We start from the raw sequence: 18635 nt of genomic DNA, 5'->3' as shown, positions 1-18635 counted from the left end.
CGTGCCGTAGTGGTCCCGAGGTCACGCCCTTGACGGCAGCGGCATCGGGGCTAGCCTAAAAGATGTATTCATAATAAATCTTTTAGTCGAGTCGAGGCCGAACTGGGGGCGTGATGATCAAGGTACGGCTCTATCGCTATCACCCCGAGAGGGACGACCTGCCGCGGATGGAAAGCCTGGAAGTCGAGGAGCGTTTCCGCAAGGCGATGGTGCTCGACGTGCTCGAACACCTGAAGCAGCAGGATGCCACCCTGGCCTATCGGCGCTCGTGTCGCGAGGGGGTGTGTGGCTCCGACGGCATGAACATCAACGGCAAGAACGGCCTGGCCTGCATCACGCCGGTGGAGGAGGTGCTGGGCAGCGGCGATACCCTGACCCTGCGTCCGCTTCCCGGCATGCCGGTGATCCGCGACCTGGTCGTCGACCAGACGCTGTTCTTCCGCCAGTTCGAGAAGATCCGCCCCTGGCTGATCAACGATGAGCCGCCCACCGCCACCGAGCGCCGCCAGAGCCCGGCGGATCGCGAGAAGCTCGATGGCCTCTACGAATGCATCCTGTGCGCCTGCTGCAGCTCGGCCTGTCCCTCCTGGTGGTGGAACCCCGACAAGTACATCGGCCCGGCCGGCCTCATCCAGGCCTATCGGTTCCTGATCGACAGCCGGGACACCGCCACCGACGAGCGCCTGGTCGAGCTCGACGACCCCTTCAGCGTGTTTCGCTGCCGACAGATCGCCAACTGCACCTGGGTGTGTCCCAAGGGGCTCAACCCGATGCGGGCCATCGGCCATATCAAGGCGATGCTGCTGGCACGTGGCAGCTGAGACCTATCCCGATCGCCACAAACGCAGTGACGACGCCCCGGCATGGCCGGGGCGTCGTCTTGTCGTGCGGAGCGGTCGAGACTCAGGCGGCGTCGAGGGGACGCGAGGGGCCGAAGTGCTCGAAATGACGGCGTTCGGCGGGTACGCCGAGTTCGGCCAGGGCCCGGTCAACGGCGGTCATGAACCCCTGGGGGCCAACGAAGTAGCAGCGGCCGCCCTCGGGCAGGTAGCTTGCCAGCAGGTCGCGATCCACGCGTCCGATATGCTCGGCATCATCCCCGGCCTCATGAATGCTCACGGCCCGGAGCCGCTCCGGGTGCGCCTCGGCCAGGGCCGCGACCTCGTCGCGGAAGGCGTGATGCTCGGCATCCAGGGCGGCATGCAGGTAGACCACCCGGCGACCCTGGGCCAGCGCCTGGCGCGCCATGGGCAGCAGCGGGGTCTGGCCGACACCGCCGCTGGCCAGCAGCAGCGGCTCGTCACCCTCTATCAGGGTCAACTCGCCGGCCGGGGGCAGCAATGCCAGGGTGTCACCCACGTCCATGGCGTCATGCAGATGACGGCTGGCACGCCCTTGGGGCTCGCGCTTCACCGAGATCCGGTAGCTCTCGCCGTTCGGCAGGTCCGAGAGGCTGTAGTGTCGATAGACCGGCTCACCATCGATGGTGAGCCTGACACCGATGTACTGGCCAGGCTCATGGCCGGCGACCGGGCCGCCATCCACCGGCTCGAGCACGAAGGAGCGGATCACCGCGCTCTCCTGGCGAACGGCGGCAATGCGGAACTCGCGGGGGCCACGCCAGCCGCCGGGGGACTGCTCGAAGTTGCCGTAGCGGTACTCCTCCAGCTCGATGAGCAGTCCGGCCAGCTCCTCGTAGACGCCCTCCCAGGCGGCGGCGATCTCCGGCCTCACGGCGTCGCCCAGCACCTCGCCGATGGCGGCCATAAGGCATTCGCCGACCAGGGGATAGTGCTCGGGGCGGATGTCCAGGGATACGTGCTTTCCGACCACCGTGGCCAGAGTCTCGCGCACCTTCTCGCGATCGTGACGCAACTGCACATAGGCCAGCACGGCGCCGGCCAGTGCCCGCGGCTGGCCGCCGTCGGCCTGGTGTGCCTGGTTGAACAGCGGCTTTACCTGCGGATAGCGCTCGAACAGTAGCGGGTAGAAGCGCTGGGTGATGGCGTCAAGGTGCTCGGCCACCACCGGCGCGGTGGCGGCGACGAGTTGTTCCTGCTCCTGGGTCAGCATCGAGGGGCTCCGTGTCGGGGATGTTTTTTAAGGTGCATGTAAATTACATGTTAATTCCCGCGGATTCCAGCCTCCGATGCTGCGCCGCATCATGGCGTTCGGCTCAGTAGGCCCACACGATTGCCATCAGCAGGCCCCAGGCCAGCACCCCGGCCGCCATGATGGTATAGGCCGCAGACATGGTGTTGACGTCATTATCGCGTCGTTCGCACAGGGCCTGGAGGCCGTGGTAGACCAGACTGCAGGAGATACCCAGGGCCACCAGTACCGCCAGGGTGTTGAGCAGCAGGCTGGGGATCAGCAGCACGATCGCCGAGGACCACAGCGGCAGCGGTGCGAGGGCTGCCAGCAGGTAGGCATCGTGGTAGTCGATGGACAGTTCCCGCGTGCCGTTGACCACGGCGTGAATCAACCAGCCCATCACGAAGAAGGTGAGCAACTCGGCCAGGAACAGGATGGTGGTGATGAAGCGCCACTCCCGGTCGGCGAAGCCCATGACGAAACCGTCACCATAGTGAGTGCCGGCATAGTAGAGCAGCACCGGCGGCAGCAGCGACATGGGCAGCACCAGGCCCCAGGCAAGCACCGGGATCGAGGGCTTGCGTTGCTGCAGGCTCTTCCAGCCCGCCTGGCGGGTAAAGGGCAGCTTGATGACGGTCAGGGGGTTCATGGTGGTCTCCTCGTCGGCGGGGAAGTTGTATCATGTTGTGATATTATTGTTTAATCTTTAGGCTTCGCTTCCTTGGCTGTCAAGGAGCGATTGTGGCTGCCCATGCACATTCGGATACCGCTTCATGAGCGATGACGCCCTCACTAAGCAGGACTTCCAACGCCTCTCTCACTTCCGCTATCAGCTGCGCTGCTTCCTGCGCCAGAGTGAGGATATCTGTCGCCGTCATGGCTTGACGCCGCTGCAGTACCAGCTGCTGCTGCACCTGCTGGGCTTCGAGGGGCGCGAATGGGCGTCGGTTGGCGAGCTGGCCGAGCGGCTTCAGGCCAAGCACCACGGTACGGTGGCGCTGATCGATCGCTGCGAACAACTGGGCCTGGTGGAACGTCGCCCGAGCCACGAGGATCGTCGCTGCATCGAGGTCCACCTGTTGCCTCGCGGTGCCGAGCTTGCCAGCCGCATCGCCGAGCAGCACCAACCTGAGCTTCGCCACCTGCAGGAAGAGTTCTGCCTGCCCGGCTGGCCCGAATTCCGCTAGGCCAGTCAGGGGCCGCTGACTTGCGTCAATGCAGCCTTCGAGGGCGTATGCTCTCATGGCGAAACAGACTCTCTTATTCTTTCAGGAGATGACATGAGCGATACGCGCCAGCAGGACTGGGACCCGCGCGCCGCGGATGCGCTGAACGACCAGATCAGCGCCTATGACGAGATGCGCCACCGTTGCCCGGTGGCCTTCAGCGACTACCTGCAGTGGTCGCTGTTCCGCCATGCGGACGTGATGCGCGTGCTCGAGGACCACGAGACCTTCAGCAACGCGGCGAGCCGCCACCTGTCGGTGCCCAACGCCATGGACCCGCCCGAGCACACTCGCTTCCGGCGACTCATCGAGCCCTACTTCGGCCCCGAGGCCATGGCCGAGTTTGCGCCGCAATGCCGTGCTATCGCCGAGGCCGTGGTCGACCGTCTGCCCGCCGACGGTGAGGTAGAAGCGATGGCCGAGATGGGACAGGACTTCGCCCTGGAGATCCAGTGCGCCTTCATGGGCTGGCCCGCCGCGCTCCACGAGCCGCTGCGCGCCTGGGTGAAGCGCCAGCAGGCCGCCACCCTGGCCCAGGACCGCGAGGCGCTGGGCGAGCTGGCGCTGGAATTCGATGGCGTGATCCGCGAACAGTTGGAACTCCGCCGAGCGGCTGGCGATGACGCGCCGGACGACGTCACCACCCGGATCATGAACGAGACGGTGGAGGAGCGTGCGCTCGCCGACGAGGAAATCGTCAGCATCCTGCGCAACTGGACGGTGGGGGAACTCGGCACCATCTCGGCAAGCATCGGCATCCTGATGCGCTACCTGGCCGCCGATCCGGAGCTTCAGGGGCGGCTGCGTGCCGATCGCCGCCTGCTGCCGGCGGCCATCGACGAGATCCTGCGCCTCGATGCGCCTCTGATGTCCAACCGGCGCATTGCTACCCGTCCGGTGGAGATCGGCGGCCGCCGTCTCGAGGCCGGCGATCGCCTGACGCTCCTGTGGGGCTCGGCCAACCGCGACGAGGCGGTGTTCGGTGACCCCGACGAGGTGCGTCTGGATCGCGACCCCAAGGACAACCTGCTCTACGGGGCCGGCATCCACGTCTGCCCCGGGGCGCCCCTGGCGCGAATGGAGCTTCACGACTTCATGGACGCGCTGCTCGACGCCACCGTCGATATCGCCCTGCTGCCGGCACGTCCCGCGGTGCGCGCCCTCTACCCCGCCGGCGGCTACTCCGAGGTGCCGCTGCACGTGCGGCGCTAGTCGCAGGTCAGGCCATGATGACGGAAGGCGCCCCGCGGGGCGCCTTCCTTGCTTCGGGTGCCCGGGTCCTCAGAGCCCGATACGGTGCGCCCGGTCGGTAAAGAAGATGCCGCTGGGCGACTCGCTGTCGAGCCGTGCGACCTCCTCCAGGGTGCGGGTGTCGTAGACCACCACCCGGTCGCTGTCCCGGGCCGAGACCCAGGCCTGCTCTCCCTTGGGGGTGAACTCCATGTGCAGAACGGCCTCGCCGGGGGTGAGGGTGGCGACGACCTCGCGGGACTCGGTATCGATCACCTGCACCACGTCGTTGTCGGGGTGGGCGAAGTTGACCCAGATCTGGCGCTCGTCGGGGCGGCGCATCACGAAGATCGGCTGGCCATGGACCGGGATACGGTCGACCAGTGACCAGTCGTCGCTGTCGGCGACCAGCACCTCGTGGCGGCCTACCGCCGGCAGCCAGGCCTCGTCGCCGGCCAGGGTCCAGCCCTCCAGATGGGGCATCTTGTAGACCGGCAGGCGCTCCTCGCCGCGGCCATAGTCGGGCAGGATACGCGTGACGCCCTGCTCCGGGTGCCACAGGTCGAGCATCGCCAGGCCATCCTCGCCGAACAGCCCGGCGATATAGTAGCGCCCGTTGGGGCCGATCAGGGCATCGTAGGGCTCCTTTCCGATATCGGTGAAGCGCGTCACCTCGGGGGTATCGCCCTGCATGTCGATCAGGTGAATCTCGCCGGCCTCGAACAGGCTGTAGACGAAGCGGTTGCCGGGGGCGTCCACCAGGCCCACCACCTTGGATCGCTGCTCCTCACCCTTCTCGTCGACCCAGGTGGCAGGGATGTCCGCTACCTCTTCCAGGGTCTCGCTGTCGAATAGCTTCACGCCGCCCGGCTCGTAGTTGGCCACCGCCACCAGCGCGCCATCCTGGGAGACGGCGCCGCCGATGCTGTTGCCGGACTGGATCACCCGGTGGGTGATCTCGCCGGTAAGCAGGTCGACCCGGCTGAGGCCGCCATCGCGGCCGAACACGAAGGCGTAGCGGGCGTCACGGGAGAACTTTACCGAGGCGTGGGAGAGATCCCCGAGGCCCTCGACCCGGTCGAGGATGCGGCGTTCGCTGGTATCCACCACCGCCAGGCTGCCGGTGGCGCGCTCCACCACCACGCCGAGGTCGCCGGTACCACGCAGCTCGGTGGTCGGGGTTGCCTGGCAGCCGGCTAGCAGGGCGAGCAGCGAGACGGCGGCGAGGGGCTTGAGAAGGGCAGGGGCGATCATGGTCACTCCTTGTGATCGGGAAGGACGTTACTCATCCAGGGGGTTGTCGTTCTGCAGGTGGTCGGCGAGCCACAGGGCCTCCTGCTCGGTGAGAAGCCCCTCCCAGCCCGGCATGGCGGTGCCCTCGACGCCGTGGAGGATCAGCGCGGCCAGGCCGTCTTGGCTGTAGGCATTCATGCGCGACCTGGGCAGTTCAGGGCCCAGGCCTCCGCGCAGGGTCATGCCGTGGCAGGAGCCGCAGTCCTGATAGAGCAGGGTCTCGAGTTCGGCCTCGCGTTCGGCGGAGAGTGGCGTCTCGGCCTGGGCGACGAGCGGCAGCGCACAGGCCATGGCCAGCAGCGACAGGCAAAGTTTAAGGGGCGGCAACATGGCGACTCCTGAGATAAGGGCTGGCGAGAGTGTCCCTGCCCGGGTGTCGGCGCGCATTGATTGGCGTCAACGAAAGTCTCCTATGCTTGTGCTTATCAGCAAAGCCAAAAGCGCTCAATTTCCCTTTGTGGGTAGCCGTTCGGTGCTTTGATACAGGTCAATGTCTCCCCGGATAGAGGGCCTGAGAGCATTAAAGGAGCATGAATTATACGCGTTATTGAGCCACTCTCTGCGCAGGAAGGTCATCGGCCGTGTGATGCCGGCTGGCCGTCCGGCGAAGTACACCATTGAGAAATACAACAATGACTCGCCCATGTCCTGGCGACAGCGCACTCAAGGATCATGACAGAGGTGGAACGATGATGAAGAAAGACTGGTATCTCAAGCCCCTGGCCGTGGCGGTAACCACCGTCGCGCTGGGTATTACCGCGGCTTACGCCCAGGATGGCAAGAAGGATCTCGACGAGACCCAGGCCGCCTATCAGGGCACCGAGTCCGCCGTGGATCCGGGCTCGGCGAAGGTGGTTCGCACCCCCGGCGCGCCGGACCTGACCGATGCGGAGTTCGAGAAGGCCAAGGAGATCTACTTCCAACGTTGCGCCGGCTGCCACGGCGTGCTGCGCAAGGGCGCCACCGGCAAGCCGCTGACCACCGATATCACCCAGGAACGTGGTATCGAGTACCTCAAGGCGTTCATCCACTACGGCTCTCCGGCCGGCATGCCCAACTGGGGCACCTCGGGCGACCTGACCGAGGATGAGGTCGAGCTGATGGCCAAGTACATCATGCACGAGCCGCCGCAGCCTCCCGAATTCGGCATGGCCGACATGAAGGAGACCTGGGAGGTGTTGGTCGCCCCCGAGGACCGCCCCACCGAGCAGATGAACGACCTGGACATCGAGAACCTGTTCTCCGTCACCCTGCGTGACGCCGGCCAGATCGCCCTGATCGACGGCGCCTCCAAGGAGATCGTCAAGATCCTCGACACCGGCTATGCGGTGCATATCTCGCGCATGTCCGCCTCCGGCCGTTACCTCTTCGTCATCGGTCGCGACGCCAAGATCGACATGATCGACCTGTGGATGGAAGACCCGAGCATCGTCGCCACCATCAAGATCGGCATGGAGGCGCGCTCCGTCGAGACCTCCAAGTTCGAGGGCTACGAGGATGACCTGGCCATCGCCGGTGCCTACTGGCCGCCCCAGTACGTGATCATGGATGGCCAGACCCTGGAGCCGAAGAAGATCGTGGCCACCCGCGGCATGACCGTCGGCGAGCAGGAGTACCACCCGGAGCCCCGCGTGGCGGCCATCGTGGCCTCCCACCAGCACCCGGAGTTCATCGTCAACATCAAGGAGACCGGCAAGGTCCGCCTGGTGAACTACGAGAACCTGGACGCCCTCTCCACCGTCGAGATCGACACCTCGCGCTTCCTGCACGACGGCGGCTGGGACGCCTCGGGTCGCTACTTCCTCACCGCGGCCAACGAGTCCAACCAGATCGTGGTCATCGACGCCCAGGAGCGTGAGCTCGAGGCGATCGTCGACGTGGGCAAGATCCCGCACCCGGGCCGCGGCGCCAACTTCGTCGACCCCGAGCATGGGCCGGTGTGGGCCACCAGCCACCTGGGCGACGCCACCATCCAGCTGATCGGCACCGACCCGGAAGGGCATCCGGACAACGCCTGGAAGGTGGTACGCACCCTGGAAGGCCAGGGCGGCGGCTCGCTGTTCATCAAGACCCATCCGGAGTCCGACAACCTCTACGTCGACACCGCGCTCAACCCCAACGAGGCGATCAGCCAGAGCGTGGCGGTCTACGACATCAACGACCTGGAGGCCGGCTACGATGTGCTGCCGATCGCCGAGTGGGCCGATGTGGGTGAGGGGCCCAAGCGCGTAGTGCAGCCGGAGTACAACCAGGCCGGCGACGAGGTGTGGTTCTCCGTGTGGAACACCATGGATGACACCTCCGCGATCGTGGTGGTCGACGACGAGACCCGCGAGCTGAAGCACGTGATCAAGGACGAGCGGCTGGTCACCCCGACCGGCAAGTTCAACGTGATCAACACTCAGAAAGACATCTACTGATCGGGACCCGGCGGCGGGCGCAAGCCCGCCGCCACCCGCCGCAAGTGAGCTGTGCCAATGCATTGCCAAGCCCCGAACAGCCAAGACCCGACTCACCAGGCCCGAAAGCTCGATGCGCTGGACCGTCGTCTGGTCGACAGCTATCAGCGTGGCCTGCCGGTCTGTACCCGCCCCTTCCACACCATTGCCGAACGCCTGGGTAGCAGTGAGGACGAGGTGATCTCACGCCTCGAGCGCCTGCAGGACATGGGCGTGCTGAGCCGGGTGGGGCCGGTGTTCGACCATGCCCGGGCCGGCGCCAGCCTGCTGGCCGCCGTGGCCGTACCCGAGGCCGAACGCGATGCCTTCGCAGAGCTCATCAACGCCGCTCCCGGCGTCAACCATAACTACGCAAGGGAGCATGACTTCAATCTCTGGTTCGTGATGACCGCACCGGACGAGCCCGAGCTCGAGGCGCGGCTCGACGCCCTGGAGGCACTCCTGGGCGTGCCGATCCTGCGGCTGCCGATGCTCGAGGGCTACCATATCGACCTGTCGTTCCCCATTCCCTGGGCCGAGCTGGAGCGCGCATGAAGACCACCGACGACCTGGAGTTCGCCGCCACCGGCGGCGCCCGCCATGCGCCCTCGGCCGAGGCCGAGTGCCGCCTGCGCGGCCTGCTCGAGCAGGGGCTGCCGCTTGTCCCTCGCCCCTGGCGCACCCTGGCCGAACAGGCTGGCATGGCCGAGGATCAGGTGATGGCCTGCGTGCGCCGCTGGCAGGCTGACGGCATGATCAAGCGCCTGGGGCTGGTGGTGAAGCATCGCCGCCTGGGCATCCAGGCCAATGCCATGGTGGTATGGAACGTGCCCGACGAGCGGGTCGCCGAGGTGGGCCGCCGCCTGGCCCACGAGACCGCCGTGACACTCTGCTACCGTCGTCCCCGGCGGCTGCCCGACTGGCCCTACAACCTGTTCTGCATGATCCACGGTGCCCGTCGCGAGCGGGTCGAGGCGGAGCTTGCGGCCATCGTCGAGCGCCTGGGCCTGGGAGACCTGGAGCACCGCGTGCTGTTCAGTACCCATGCCTATCGCCAGTGCGGTGGCCGCTACGTGCGTGAGGGGGCAGCATGACCCTCGATGACCTGGACGGCGTCGATCGTCGCCTGATCAACCGCCTGCAGGATGGCCTGCCGCTGGTGGCACGCCCCTTCGCGGCGGTGGCCGAGGAGCTGGACATCGCCGAGGGCGACCTGCTCTACCGCCTGGAGCGCCTGCGCGAGGGCGGGGTGCTCAGCCGCTTCGGCCCGATGTACCACGCCGAGCGCCTGGGCGGCGGCCTGACCCTGGCCGCGCTGGCGGTGCCCGAGCCCGACTATGATGAGGTCGTCGCGACGGTCAATGCCTTCCCCGAGGTGGCCCACAACTATCGTCGCGAGCACGAGCTCAACATGTGGTTCGTGCTGGCCACCGAGACGCCGCAGGGTATCGCCGAGACCATCGCCGGGATCGAGGCGGCCACCGGCCTGCCGGTCTACAACATGCCCAAGGAGGAGGAGTTCCATGTCCGTCTCCACCTGCCCGTCTAGGCCGGCGCCGCGCCGCGAAGCCGTCGAGGCTGCAGTCCCGACGCCGGATGCCGGGGGGCTCGATGCCGCCGATCGTGCCATCGTGCTGGCCACCCAGGCCGGCCTGCCGCTGGTCCCCGACCCCTGGGGCGCGGTGGGCCGCGAGGTGGGCATGAGCGGTGCCGAGGTACTCGAGCGCATGCAGGCCATGCAGGAAAGCGGGGTGATCCGCCGGGTCGCCGCGGTGCCCAACCACTATCGGCTCGGCTACGTGGCCAACGGCATGACGGTGTGGGACGTCGACGACGCCCAGATCGACCGCCTGGGCCGCGAGGTGGCCGCCATCGAGGGCGTCAGCCACTGCTATCGTCGCCCGCGCCACCTGCCACACTGGCCCTACAACCTGTTCGCCATGCTGCATGGCCGCAGCCGGGAGGAGGTCGAGCGCCAGGCCGCGGTGCTGCGCGAGCGCCTGGGAGAGGCGTGTCGCGATCACCGCATCCTCTACAGCACGCGTATTCTCAAGAAGACCGGGCTGCGCCTGGCCGGCAGCCGGCCGAGCGATGCGTCCAAGGACACCCAACGTCGGGGCTGAGTCGCGCGCCGCAGCGGCGGCTCAGCACAGCAAATCCCAGCAGGAGAACGCCATGTTCCGCGTCACCCGCTATATCAAGAGCCTGATGGAACCGGGTCCCCAGGGTCAGGAAACAAGAGGGCCGGCGCGCAAGCCGCCCGGCCCGGTGGTGATCTGGAACCTGATCCGTCGCTGCAACCTGACCTGCAAGCACTGCTACACCACCTCGGCGGATATCGACTTCGCCGGCGAACTCTCCAACGCCGAGGCCCATGCGGTTCTCGACGACCTCGCTGCCTTCCGGGTGCCGGCGCTGATCCTCTCCGGCGGCGAGCCGCTGATGCGGCCCGACATCTTCGAGCTGTCGCGCCGCTCCCGGGAGCTGGGGATCTACACCGGACTCTCCACCAACGGCACCCTGATTACCGAGGAGAACATCGACGAGATCGCCGACGTCGGCTACGACTACGTGGGCATCAGCATCGATGGCCTCGAGGAGACCCACGACGTCATCCGCCAGCGGAAGGGTGCCTTCCGCGAGTCCATGCATGCGGTGAAGCTGTGCAAGGAGCGCGGTATCAAGGTGGGCCTGCGCTTCACCCTGACCCGCGAGAACTACGAGCAGCTCGGCGATATCCTGGCCCTGCTCGACGAGCATGACGTCGACAAGTTCTACCTCTCGCACCTCAACTACGGCGGCCGCGGCCGGCGCCACAGCAAGCAGGACGCCTGGCACCAGATGACCCGCGACGCCATGACCCGGCTCTTCGACCACTGCCGCGATGAGCTCTCGCGTGGCGTGGAGCGCGAGTATGTCACCGGCAACAACGACGCCGATGGGCCCTTCCTGCTGATGTGGGCCCGGGAGCACTTCCCCGACCAGGCCGCGGCCCTGGAGCAGCGGCTGCTCGACTGGGGCGGCAACGCCTCCGGCGAGCATATCGCCAATATCGACAACCTGGGCCACGTCCACCCGGATACCTTCTGGTGGGACCACGACCTGGGCAGTGTCCGCGAGCGCCCCTTCTCCACGATCTGGCGTGATACCCGGGACCCGCTGATGGTCGGCTTCCGCCAGCGGCCGCGGCCGCTCAAGGGGCGCTGCGCCGAGTGCCGTTACCTGCCGATCTGCAACGGCAACACACGGGTACGCGCCTGGAAGGTCAGCGGCGATCCCTGGGAGGAGGATCCCGGCTGTTACCTGACCAACGCCGAGATCGGCGTCGCCGAGGGGGGCGAGCGTCGGGTGGCGGCACCCTATTCCTCCCCACCCCATGAGGCCATCCAGGCCGTCGAGATCAGCTGAGGCTAGCGAGGAGTACCGCCATGCCGTCACACCGTGTTTCCTATGACCTGGCCGAGGCGCCGCTGGCGTCCGGCGAGGTGGCCATCATCGGCGCCGGCCCCGGAGATCCCGGCCTCTTGACCCTGCGTGCCCTGTCGCTGATCGAGCAGGCCGACTGCCTGGTCTACGACCGGCTGGTCTCCCGTGAGGTGCTGGCCCTGGCCAGCCCCAGGGCGCGACGCTTCTACGTGGGCAAGGCGTCGCGCTGCCATGCGCTGACCCAGGACGAGACCAACGCCCTGCTGGTGCGCCTGGCCCGGGAGGGCCGTCGCGTGGTGCGCCTCAAGGGGGGCGACCCCTACATCTTCGGTCGCGGCGGCGAGGAAGCCGAGGTGCTGATCGAGCATGGCGTGGGCTTTCGCGTGGTGCCGGGCATCACCTCCGCCCAGGGCTGTGCCGCCTACGGTGGCTTCCCGCTGACCCATCGTGACTATGCCCAGAGCGTCACCTTCGTTACCGGCCACTGCAAGGGGGATGGTGACCTGGCCCTGAACTGGGCCTCGCTGGCCGCCCCGCACCAGACCACGGTGTTCTACATGGGCCTGGCCAATGCCGAGCTGATTCGCCGCGAGCTGCAGCGCCACGGCCTGCCGGCCGAGCACCCGGTGGCCCTGGTCGAGCGTGGCACCACCCCCGAGCAGCGCCAGGTCATCACCTGCCTGGGCGAGCTGGTCGAGACCATCGCCAGGGAAGGGCTGCGTCCGCCCACCCTGATCGTGGTGGGTGAGGTGGTGCGCCTGGCCGATACCCTGGCCCAGCCCGCGCCGGAGGAGGCCTCCTTTATCGAGGGTGCCGCCCTGGAGCGGATTGCCCTGTGACAGTTCATGGAAGACTCGCAATGATCCCGCGACTCCTGGCGCTGCTGGCTGTTGCCATGCTGCTGCCCGCGGCCGTCCTGGCCGAGGGTGGTGCGGATACCGAGGCGCTCTACCAGACCCACTGTGCCTCCTGCCACGGTGCCGACCGCCTGGGTGGTATCGGCCCGGCGCTGCTGCCGGGCAACCTGTCACGTCTCAAGCCGGCAGCCGCCGAGGCGGTGATCCGTGACGGCCGTGCGGCCAGCCAGATGCCGGGATTTGCCGATCAGCTCGAAGAGGATCAGGTCACCTCGCTGGCCGAGTGGATCTACCGCGAGCCCGAGGTGGAGCCGAGCTGGGGGCGCGACGAGATCCTGGCCAGCCAGCTGGTGCACCATCCCGATGGCAGCCTGCCTGACGAACCGCGCTTCGACGCCGACCCGCTCAACCTGTTCATCGTGGTGGAGACCGGTGACCACCACGCCACCCTGCTCGACGGCGATACCTTCGAGCCGATTCATCGCTTCGCCACCCGCTATGCCCTGCACGGCGGACCCAAGTACACCCCGGATGGACGCTACGTGTTCTTCGGCTCCCGGGACGGCTGGGTGACCAAGTACGACATCTACAACATGCAGGTGGTGGCCGAGGTGCGCGCCGGTATCAACATGCGCAATATCGCCGTCTCCGGGGATGGCCGCTACGTGATGGCCGCCAACTACCTGCCCCACAGCCTGGTGCTTTTCGATGCCCACAACCTCGACCTGATGAAGGTCTATCCGGCGGTGGGCGAGAACGGCGAGAGCTCGCGGGTCAGCGCCGTCTACGCCGCCCCGCCGCGGGGCAGCTTCATCGCCGCGCTGAAGGATATCGAGGAGGTGTGGGAGATTCCCTGGCCGCTGCCCACCGAGCCGGTGGTCTCCACCGGCCACATGGCGACGCCGCTGGCGCCACGACGTGGCCACGACACGCCCAACTTCCGGGTGCGGCGCATCCCGGTCCCGGACTACCTCGATGACTTCTTCTTCGACCTCGACTACGCGCACGTCATCGGCGCCTCACGGGGCGGCCAGGGCGGCATGGTGGTCAATCTGGACAGTGGCGAGAAGGTAGCCGACCTGCCCCTGGAGGGGATGCCCCACCTCGGCTCGGGCATCACCTGGGAACATGAGGGGCGCCGGGTGATGGCGACGCCCCACCTGACCCGGGCGGCGGTATCGATCATCGACATGACCAGCTGGGAGGTCATCAAGACCCTCGAGACCGATGGCCCCGGCTTCTTCATGCGCAGCCATGCCAACTCGCCCTATGTCTGGGCGGACGTCTTCTTCGGCCCCAACCGCGACCGGGTGCATGTCATCGACAAGCAGAGCCTCGAGATCGTCGAGACGCTGATTCCCGAGCCCGGCAAGACCGCCGCCCACGTGGAGTTCGATCGCTACGGCGAGAAGCTGCTGCTCAGCCTGTGGGAAGACGATGGCGCGGTGATCGTCTATGACGCCGAGACCCTCGAGGAGGAGAAGCGCATCCCGATGAGCAAGCCCTCCGGCAAGTACAACGTCTGGAACAAGACCAGGTACGAGGAGGGCACCAGCCACTGAGGTGCCATAAGAAGTATTCTTGATACCTGTCATGGAAGTCGCGAGCCCGTCGGCGCACAATGGCACCATCCAAGCGTCTCATACGGGTATCGCGACATGACCTCCTCCCGCACCAGCCAGACCGCCTTCGCACCGACCCAGCTAGCGGTGGCGCGTCTGGCCTTCCGTCCCTTCTTCCTGCTCGCCGCGCTGTTCAGCATCCTCTCCCTGGTGGTGTGGTTCGCCTTCTGGCACGGCGATATCCTGCTGCGCCCCCAGGGCGGGCTGATGTTCTGGCACCAGCACGAGATGCTGTTCGGTTTTGCCGTTGCCGTGGTGGCGGGCTTCCTGCTCACCGCGGTGCAGAACTGGACCGGGCTGCCCAGCCTCAAGGGCGGGCCGCTGCTGGGGCTGGTCGCACTGTGGCTGGCGGCGCGTGTGCTGATGGCCTTTCCCATGGGGCTGCCAGGCTGGCTGGTGGCGGCGGTGGATCTCGCCTTCCTGCCGGTGGTGGCGGCGGTGATGGCGAGCCTGGTGATCCGTGCGCGGCGCTGGCGCAACCTGATCTTCCTGCCGGCCCTGGGACTGCTGACCCTGGCCAACCTGCTGATGCACCTGGGCGTGCTCTCCGGCGAGGCGGAGCTGATTCGCCCTGCCGCACACCTGGCGGTGCTGCTGATCACCCTGCTGATGGTGGTGGTGGGCGGTCGGGTGATCGCCATGTTCACCGCCAACCGCCTGGGGCTGACTCGCAAACCGCCGATTCCGGTTCTCGAATACCTGAGCCTGGGTAGCGTGATGGCGGTGGTGGTCGGCCAGCTGCTCGTCGCCCTGGGCGTGGCGCTGCCCCCCGCGCTGCTGGCGGGCCTGATGCTGCTGGCGGCGGTGGCCAACGCCGTGCGCCTGGCGCGCTGGGGCGGCCAGCACAGCTGGCGCGAGCCACTGCTGTGGGGCCTGCACCTGAGCTATGCCTGCATTCCGCTGGGCCTGGTCATGTGGGCCCTGGCGCTGCTCGCCGGCAGCCGCGCGGATGCCGCGCTGCACGCCCTGACCATCGGCGGCATGGGCACCATGATGCTGTCGATGATGGCGCGGGTCTCGCTGGGCCACACCGCACGCCCCATCCGTTGCCTGCCCGGCATCGGGGTGGCCCTCGCGCTGATGGTGGCCGCTGCGCTCCTGCGCTCGCCGGTGCTGGTGCTCTTCCCGCAGATCACCCACTGGACCTACAACCTGGGAATCATCTTCTGGTGCCTGGCCTATGGCGTCTTCCTGTTCCACTATACGGGGCCGCTGCTGTCGCCCCGTGCCGACGGCAAGGATGGCTAGCCACGCACTCGGAGCGCCTCGATGGAACACTACTTCCTTATCAAGCACCTGCATATCACCGCCGCCACCCTGAGCATCCTCTTCTTCATGCTGCGCGCCGTCTGGTCGGTGCGCGAGGCGCCGGTGCTGCAGGCGCGCTGGGTGAGGATCGCCCCCCATGTCATCGACACGCTGCTGCTGACGCTGGGTGTGGTGCTGATGGTGATGCTCTCGCTATGGCCCCACCAGCATCCCTGGCTGGCCGCCAAGCTGATCGCCCTGCTGGTCTACATCGGCCTGGGCACGCTGGCGATCAAGCGCGGGCGAAGCCCGGCGGTGCGTGGCGTGGCCGGTGTGGCGGCGGTACTGGTGTTCCTGTACATGCTGGGCGCGGCCATCACCAAGAGCGCGCTCTCCTGGCTGGCGTGACGCGGCCCCGGTCGAGTGACCTATACTGACGCCACATTCATCCGCAGAAGGAACTTGGCATGTCGAAACAGGATCTTCCCTCCGGTGCCGGTCAGGTGGCCGAGCAGTACCCCGAAGTGTGGGACGCCTACGCCGAGCTGGGCAGGGCTTGTGCCGAGAGTGGCCCGCTGGACGCGCGTACCCGCCGACTGGTGAAGCTGGCCCTGGCCGTGGGCGCACGCTCCGAGGGCGCCGTGCACTCCCATGCCCGCCGCGCCCTGGAGGAGGGCGAGACCGCGGAGGCCCTCAAGCAGGTGGCCATGCTTTCCATCCCCACCCTGGGCCTGCCCCGCGGTGTCGCGGCGCTGACCTGGATCGAGGACATCACCGACTCCTGACTACGGCGGCCCTCCGGGCCGCTGGGACAAGCGTTTAATCGCCTTATTGGCATCGGAACTCCCGGCTCTGCTAGGTTCGAGGCTGCTGCATCAGCAGATCAAGACATAACAGACCGGGAGTCTTTCATGCGTTACAACAACAAGATGCTGTGGTCCCTTCCTGCCCTGGCCCTCGGCGTGGGGCTTTCCGCCCAGGCCTCTGCCGCCACCCTGGACGAGGTCCAGGAGCGCGGCGAGCTGCGCTGCGGTGTCAACGTCGGCCTTTCCGGCTTCTCCTCCCCCGACGAGAATGGCACCTGGCAGGGGCTCGATGTGGAGACCTGTCGCGGTATCGCCGCCGCCGTGTTGGGCGATCCGGAAGCGGTCTCCTTCACCCCGCTGACCGCCAAGGAGCGCTTCACCGCACTACAGTCCGGCGAGATCGACGTGCTCTCGCGCAACACCACCTGGACGGCGACCCGCGACAACTCGCTGGGCCTGAACTTCACCGCCACTACCTTCTACGATGGCCAGGGCTTCATGGTGGCCAAGGACCTGGGTATCGAGGGGCCAGAGCAGTTCGATGGCGCTTCGATCTGCATCCAGTCCGGCACCACCCACGAGCTCAACCTGGCCGACTACTTCCCCTCCCGTGGCATCGAGATCCAGACCGTCACCTTCGACACCCCCGACCAGACCGCCCAGGGCTTCGCCAGCGGCCGCTGCGACATCCTGACCTCCGACACTTCCCAGCTCAGTGCCCTGCGCCTGCAGCTGCCTGAGCCGGACAGTGTCGAGATCCTCGAGACGCTGATCTCCAAGGAGCCACTCGGGCCCGTGGTGCGCCAGGGGGATGACCAGTGGTTCGATATCGTGCAGTGGTCGATCTTCGCCATGGTCAACGCCGAGGAGCTGGGCGTGACCTCCGGGAACGTCGACGAGATGCGCGACGATGCCCCCAACCCCCAGGTAGCGCGTCTGTTGGGCGTTGACGGCAACTATGGCGAGCAGCTGGGTATCGGCAATGACTGGGCCTACAACATCGTCAAGCACGTGGGCAACTATGGCGAGGTGTTCGCCAGCACCGTGGGCGAGGACTCCCCCATGCAGATCAGCCGCGGGGTGAACGCGCTGTGGAACGAGGGCGGCATCCTCTATGCGCCGCCGGTTCGCTGACCCATCCTGAACGTCCAATGACCTGGCACCACGCATGGCGACATGCGTGGTGCCGTTCCGGGTACGTCTGCGAGGCTCGTTATGCTGCGTTCTTCCTCACGGGAGAGGGGGCCGCTATGGCGTGACCCCACCTTCCGCGCCCTGCTGGTGCAGGGCATCCTGCTGCTGGCACTGGGGGCGTTCATCGCCATGGTGGTGTCCAACACCCTGGCCAACCTCGAGGCCCGGGGCATCACCACCGGCTTCGGCTTCCTTCAGGAGCGTGCCGGCTTCTCGATTCCCCAGACGCTGATCGACTACTCCGGCGACAGCACCTATGCCCGCACCTTCGTGGTGGGCCTGCTCAATACCCTGCTGGTCTCCGCCATGGGTATCGTGGCGGCGACCCTGATCGGCTTCGCCGTGGGCATCGCCCGGCTGTCGCCCAACTGGCTGCTGGCCCGGTTGGCCACCGCCTACGTGGAGATCTTCCGCAATATCCCGCTGCTGGTGCAGATCCTCTTCTGGTACTTCGCCGTGCTGCAGGCCCTGCCCAGCCCGCGCGACAGCCTCTCGCTGTTCGAGGTGATCTTCCTCAACGTGCGCGGCGTGGTCCTGCCCGACCCCCAGCCGCTGGCCGGCTTCGCTGCTACTCCCTGGGCGCTGCTGGTGGCGGTTCTCGCCACCTGGGGGCTGGTGCGTTTCGCCAAGCGTCGCCAGGCCGAAACCGGCCGGCCGCTGCCGGTGTTCAGGCTGGGTGCCCTGCTGCTGATCGGGCTGCCTTTCGCCACCTTCCTGGTCACCGGCATGCCGCTGGAGTGGTCCATCCCGACGCTCAAGGGCTTCAACTTCCAGGGTGGCGTGACGGTGCTTCCCGAGCTGATCGCACTGTGGCTGGCGCTCTCCATCTACACCGCCTCCTTCATCGCCGAGATCGTACGCTCTGGGATCCAGTCGGTACCCCAGGGGCAGGTGGAGGCCGCCAAGGCGCTGAGCCTGCCCGCCGGCATCATCCTGCGCAAGGTGGTGATTCCCCAGGCGATGCGGGTGATCGTGCCGCAGCTGACCAGCCAGCACCTCAACCTGATCAAGAACTCCTCGCTGGCCACCGCGATCGGCTACCCGGACCTGGTGGCGGTGTTCTCCGGCACGGCGCTGAACCAGACCGGGCAGGCCATCGAGATCGTCGCCATGACCATGGCCGTCTACCTGCTGATCAACCTGGTGGTGTCCGCGCTGATGAACCTCTACAACGCGCGCACCCTGCTCAAGGAGCGGTGAC

Annotated in this window: 20 protein-coding genes; 16 read left to right on the top strand and 4 right to left on the bottom strand. The window is 67.0% G+C overall.

Annotated elements, in window-relative coordinates; translation table 11 throughout:
• Positions 1–113: 113 nt before the first annotated feature.
• Positions 114–821: a succinate dehydrogenase iron-sulfur subunit gene (locus GRB96_RS08240; protein ID WP_205743509.1), complete on the top strand. Its 708-nt coding sequence runs from the start codon at positions 114–116 to the stop codon at positions 819–821.
• Between the two features lie 82 nt (positions 822–903).
• Here the strand turns inward: GRB96_RS08240 and GRB96_RS08235 are convergent, their stop codons facing one another.
• Together GRB96_RS08235 and GRB96_RS08230 are read right to left on the bottom strand one after the other, a co-directional pair.
• On the bottom strand, positions 904–2073 hold the full coding sequence (locus GRB96_RS08235; RefSeq protein ID WP_161431697.1) for a globin domain-containing protein: 1170 nt from the start codon (positions 2071–2073) through the stop codon (positions 904–906).
• 103 nt (positions 2074–2176) lie between these two features.
• Positions 2177–2743 carry a YIP1 family protein gene (locus GRB96_RS08230; protein ID WP_161431696.1) on the bottom strand — a complete coding sequence of 189 codons (567 nt, stop codon included), beginning with the start codon at positions 2741–2743 and terminating at the stop codon, positions 2177–2179.
• 124 nt (positions 2744–2867) lie between these two features.
• On the opposite strand from GRB96_RS08230, the gene GRB96_RS08225 reads away from it, so the two are divergent.
• Positions 2868–3281 carry a MarR family transcriptional regulator gene (locus GRB96_RS08225; protein WP_161431695.1) on the top strand — a complete coding sequence of 138 codons (414 nt, stop codon included), beginning with the start codon at positions 2868–2870 and terminating at the stop codon, positions 3279–3281.
• Positions 3282–3374: 93 nt separating this feature from the next.
• Complete coding sequence (locus tag GRB96_RS08220; protein WP_161431694.1) at positions 3375–4532, top strand: cytochrome P450; 1158 nt, start codon at positions 3375–3377, stop codon at positions 4530–4532.
• A gap of 69 nt (positions 4533–4601) precedes the next feature.
• Here the strand turns inward: GRB96_RS08220 and GRB96_RS08215 are convergent, their stop codons facing one another.
• Together GRB96_RS08215 and GRB96_RS08210 are read right to left on the bottom strand one after the other, a co-directional pair.
• Positions 4602–5804, bottom strand: a complete 1203-nt coding sequence (locus GRB96_RS08215) for a cytochrome D1 domain-containing protein (RefSeq protein ID WP_161431693.1) — start codon at positions 5802–5804, stop codon at positions 4602–4604.
• Between the two features lie 27 nt (positions 5805–5831).
• Entirely contained in the window at positions 5832–6173 is a 342-nt protein-coding gene (locus tag GRB96_RS08210) for a c-type cytochrome (protein WP_240894143.1), read from the bottom strand.
• A gap of 359 nt (positions 6174–6532) precedes the next feature.
• Here GRB96_RS08210 and GRB96_RS08205 point away from each other — a divergent pair, with 359 nt between their 5' ends.
• The 13 genes from GRB96_RS08205 to GRB96_RS08145 all read left to right on the top strand — a co-directional run bounded on the left by GRB96_RS08205 (position 6533) and on the right by GRB96_RS08145 (position 18634).
• The gene (locus tag GRB96_RS08205; protein WP_023007103.1) at positions 6533–8263 is read left to right on the top strand and encodes a nitrite reductase; all 1731 of its coding nucleotides are present in this window, start codon (positions 6533–6535) and stop codon (positions 8261–8263) included.
• A 57-nt stretch (positions 8264–8320) separates the two neighbouring features.
• Positions 8321–8836: an Lrp/AsnC family transcriptional regulator gene (locus GRB96_RS08200; RefSeq protein ID WP_161431692.1), complete on the top strand. Its 516-nt coding sequence runs from the start codon at positions 8321–8323 to the stop codon at positions 8834–8836.
• The gene (ahbB, locus tag GRB96_RS08195; protein ID WP_161431691.1) at positions 8833–9375 is read left to right on the top strand and encodes a siroheme decarboxylase subunit beta; all 543 of its coding nucleotides are present in this window, start codon (positions 8833–8835) and stop codon (positions 9373–9375) included. Before GRB96_RS08200 ends, ahbB (GRB96_RS08195) begins: the two co-directional genes overlap by 4 nt.
• On the top strand, positions 9372–9830 hold the full coding sequence (locus tag GRB96_RS08190; RefSeq protein ID WP_240894142.1) for an Lrp/AsnC family transcriptional regulator: 459 nt from the start codon (positions 9372–9374) through the stop codon (positions 9828–9830). The genes ahbB (GRB96_RS08195) and GRB96_RS08190 overlap by 4 nt, the downstream gene beginning before the upstream one ends.
• The gene (gene ahbB / locus GRB96_RS08185; protein WP_161431690.1) at positions 9805–10404 is read left to right on the top strand and encodes a siroheme decarboxylase subunit beta; all 600 of its coding nucleotides are present in this window, start codon (positions 9805–9807) and stop codon (positions 10402–10404) included. Before GRB96_RS08190 ends, ahbB (GRB96_RS08185) begins: the two co-directional genes overlap by 26 nt.
• Positions 10405–10456: 52 nt before the next feature.
• Positions 10457–11689: a heme d1 biosynthesis radical SAM protein NirJ gene (gene nirJ, locus GRB96_RS08180; RefSeq protein ID WP_161431689.1), complete on the top strand. Its 1233-nt coding sequence runs from the start codon at positions 10457–10459 to the stop codon at positions 11687–11689.
• A 20-nt stretch (positions 11690–11709) separates the two neighbouring features.
• Positions 11710–12546, top strand: coding sequence for a uroporphyrinogen-III C-methyltransferase (cobA, locus tag GRB96_RS08175; protein WP_161431688.1), 837 nt, complete (start codon positions 11710–11712; stop codon positions 12544–12546).
• Between the two features lie 20 nt (positions 12547–12566).
• Entirely contained in the window at positions 12567–14126 is a 1560-nt protein-coding gene (locus GRB96_RS08170) for a nitrite reductase (protein ID WP_161431687.1), read from the top strand.
• Between the two features lie 96 nt (positions 14127–14222).
• Positions 14223–15434, top strand: coding sequence for an NnrS family protein (locus GRB96_RS08165; protein ID WP_161431686.1), 1212 nt, complete (start codon positions 14223–14225; stop codon positions 15432–15434).
• A gap of 21 nt (positions 15435–15455) precedes the next feature.
• A complete protein-coding gene (locus tag GRB96_RS08160) occupies positions 15456–15842 on the top strand; it encodes a SirB2 family protein (RefSeq protein WP_161431685.1) in 387 nt (128 codons plus the stop codon).
• Positions 15843–15901: 59 nt separating this feature from the next.
• Positions 15902–16219 (top strand): carboxymuconolactone decarboxylase family protein, encoded by a 318-nt coding sequence (locus GRB96_RS08155; protein ID WP_161431684.1) that lies wholly within the window; start codon positions 15902–15904, stop codon positions 16217–16219.
• Positions 16220–16345: 126 nt separating this feature from the next.
• Positions 16346–17374 (top strand): amino acid ABC transporter substrate-binding protein, encoded by a 1029-nt coding sequence (locus GRB96_RS08150; protein ID WP_161431683.1) that lies wholly within the window; start codon positions 16346–16348, stop codon positions 17372–17374.
• Positions 17375–17455: 81 nt separating this feature from the next.
• Positions 17456–18634 carry an amino acid ABC transporter permease gene (locus GRB96_RS08145; protein ID WP_161431682.1) on the top strand — a complete coding sequence of 393 codons (1179 nt, stop codon included), beginning with the start codon at positions 17456–17458 and terminating at the stop codon, positions 18632–18634.
• Position 18635: the final 1 nt, after the last annotated feature.

Source organism: Halomonas alimentaria, from assembly GCF_009902005.1.
Lineage (GTDB): Bacteria > Pseudomonadota > Gammaproteobacteria > Pseudomonadales > Halomonadaceae > Halomonas > Halomonas alimentaria.
Note: the sequence above shows the minus strand (reverse complement) of the source record. Positions and strands in the feature narration are given on the sequence as shown.